Raw genomic sequence first — 2,632 nt, forward strand, 5'->3', positions numbered from 1 at the left:
GTTTGGTGTGGTGGGTGTGTCGGATGGCGGCTGGGGGGTCACCCGGAGGTGACGGTTGGTCACGGGTGCGGTGGGCTGGTCTGCTGTGTCGGGGCACGGCTTAGGCTGTGCGGACAGCAGCCGTGTCAGCAGCAGGGGGCAACCGCCATGACGACAGGTGGGCTCGGGCAGGGTTCCGCGCCGGCCGCTCCGGACGCGCCGGTGGTGCCGCCGAACGCGGGGTACGCCGGGCAGGTCGTGTCCTTTCCGGATCCGGTGCGTGCGGGCCGGTATCCGGCGGGGGTGCGGGTGGATGCTTCGGGCTTTCCGGACTTCTCGCCGTTCGCGCGGGCGGCGGTGGAGATCGCGGAGCCGCCGGAGGGTTTCGGCGTGGACGAGCTGCGGTTGACGGACTACGTGTCGGCGAATGTGGCGTTGGCGCTGTCGGGTCATGAGTGGTGGGGGGCGTTGTCGCCGGTGACGACGCCGCACGGTTGGACGTGGCATCACGTGGCGGGTTCGCGGCGGCTTGAGCTGGTGCCGGTGGAGGTGAAGGCGCTGCTGCGGCATCACGGCGGGGTGGCGACGGCGGCGGTGGACCAGGGCAAGCGGGGGACGCGTCCGTTGCAGGAGGTGCGTCCGGCGCATTTCGGGCTGCCGCGGGCGGGGGTGTCGGTGTCGGAGTCGCAGGTGCAGGGCGTGGAGGAGGATCTGGGCTACCGGCTGCCGGAGTCGTACCGGGCGTTCTTGAAGGCGGCGGGCGGGTGCGCTCCGGTGGGGGCGGCGCTGGACCCGGAGCTGGGCGTGCTGGTGGACCAGCCGTTCTTCACGGTGCGGGACGAGGCCGCGGTGAACGATCTGGTCTATGTGAACAAGTGCCTGCGGGACCATCTGACCAAGGACTACCTGGGGGTGGCGTTCGTGCAGGGCGGGTTGCTGGCGGTGAAGGTGCGGGGCGGCGCGGACGTGGGATCGGTGTGGTTCTGTCCGTATGACGACGCGCGGGACCGGGACGGCTGGTCGGTGCGGGAGCGGGTGGAGCGGCTGCTGCTGCCGTGCGGGGAGGACTTCGACGCGTTCCTGGAGCGCTTGGCGGGTGAGCCGCCGGAGCTGGAGACGGTGGCGCGGCTGATGGTGGACGGTGGCTTCGCCCGGGTCGTGGCGGTGTCGGGCGAGGGTGACGGGGTGACGGGCTGATGGTGACGTTCGCGCAGGCGCAGGAGCGCGCCGAGGAGTGGGTGAACGGCGATGTGCCGGCGTACCAGCACCGTGAGGTGAGGGTGCGGGAGTTCGGGCTGGGTTTCGTGGTGTGGGCGGAGGACCGCGAGGGCGGTCCGGTGTCGTCGGGGGGCCGTCAGCGGCTGGTGATCGCGCGGGACGGCGGCGAGGTGTCGCTGTGGCCGGGGTTGCCGGTGGGTGAGGTGATCCGGCGGTACGAGGAGGAGTACGGGGCGCCGGCGGGCGCGGCTGCCGGGGAGCCGGCGGAGGCGCCGGAGCGGATCGATCTGAACCAGACGTCGTTCCTGCTGACGCCGCCGGAGTGGTTGCAGGACGCGGCGGACCGGATGGGCGTGCCGGACCGCCGAGCGGACACGGCAGACGGGGCGGATACGGCGGACGCGGCGGAGGTGATGGACACGGCGGATGTGAGGGACGCGGCGGAGGCCGCGGCGACCGTGGAGGGTGCGCGGGAGGCGGGTGGAGACGCCGAGGCCGATCGCCTCGCGGACGCCGTACCGCCGGCCTCGGTCGCCCCGGTGGACGCGTCTCCTGCGGATGTGGTGCCGGGGGATGCGTCTCCCGCCGGCACGGTGCCGGCGGATGCGGCTCCGGTCGCCGTCCCCGCGGACGCGGTCCGGGCGGAGGCGGACGCGGTCCGGGCCGACACGGACGCGGTCCGGGCCGACGCGACCGCGGACGCGCCGTCGGCCGGAGGGCCGGCGGGGCCGGACTCGGGGTCGGGGATCTCCTGGCCGGCGCCGGGGCAGCGGCCTCCGTCGGCCGAGCGGGGCGCGGACGGCGGCACGCCCGCGCCCGCGCCGTGGAGTGATGTGCACGCGCCCGGTGCGGCGGAGGAGGGTCCGGCCGAGCTGCCGGCCACGGTGTTCGCGCCGCCGCTGTCCGGGTCGGACGACGACGACACCCCGCCGCCCGCGGTGGGCCCGGACGCGCCGACCGCGTTGATGTCGGGTGGCAGCCGGCTGCCGCACACCGCGGTCGCGCCGCTGCTGCGGACCGGTGAGGGGACGCCGTCCGGGGACATCGCGGACGCGGCCACCAGCAAGGCCACCGCGCCGCCGCGTGGCGCGCGCGGGTCGCGGGGCGGGCGTTCGGCGACCCCGCCGCCTCCGCCGCCGCCCGGGGTGCCGGGCGTTCCCGGGGCGCGGTCCGGTCAGACCGGTCAGACCGGTCAGACCGGTCAGCCGGGCGACGCCGGCGGGATCGGGCAGCCGGGCCAGGCCGGCGCGGCCGGTCCGGCGTCCACGTCCGGCGGTTCCGGGTCCGGTACCGGTGCCGGTACGGGCGCTGGTGCGCCCGCCGGAGGGTACGCGCCGACGCAGCTCGTCTCCCAGCTCGGTCCGGACGGGCCCCCGCAGGGTGGCGGGGAGCGGGCAGGCGCCACGCCGCCGCCTCCGCCCGGCCCACCCGCCAC

1 protein-coding gene and 1 pseudogene are annotated in these 2,632 nt (G+C 76.0%); both read left to right on the forward strand.

Annotated features, from left to right (window positions below; translation table 11 throughout):
- The first annotated feature begins 147 nt into the window (after window positions 1-147).
- A complete protein-coding gene (locus tag C6N75_RS29315; RefSeq protein WP_105871863.1) occupies window positions 148-1,176 on the forward strand; it encodes an SMI1/KNR4 family protein in 1,029 nt (342 codons plus the stop codon).
- Window positions 1,176-2,632 (forward strand): annotated as a pseudogene (locus tag C6N75_RS29320) (hypothetical protein); the annotation flags it as partial. The gene C6N75_RS29315 and the pseudogene C6N75_RS29320, both read left to right, overlap by 1 nt.

Origin of the sequence: Streptomyces solincola (genome assembly GCF_002982015.1) — a bacterium.
Taxonomy (GTDB): domain Bacteria; phylum Actinomycetota; class Actinomycetes; order Streptomycetales; family Streptomycetaceae; genus Streptomyces; species Streptomyces solincola.

Bases quoted from the DNA above. Each gene is read 5' to 3' on its own strand.
- C6N75_RS29315 (WP_105871863.1), top strand. From the start codon at position 148: ATGACGACAGGTGGGCTCGGGCAGGGTTCCGCGCCGGCCGCTCCGGAC.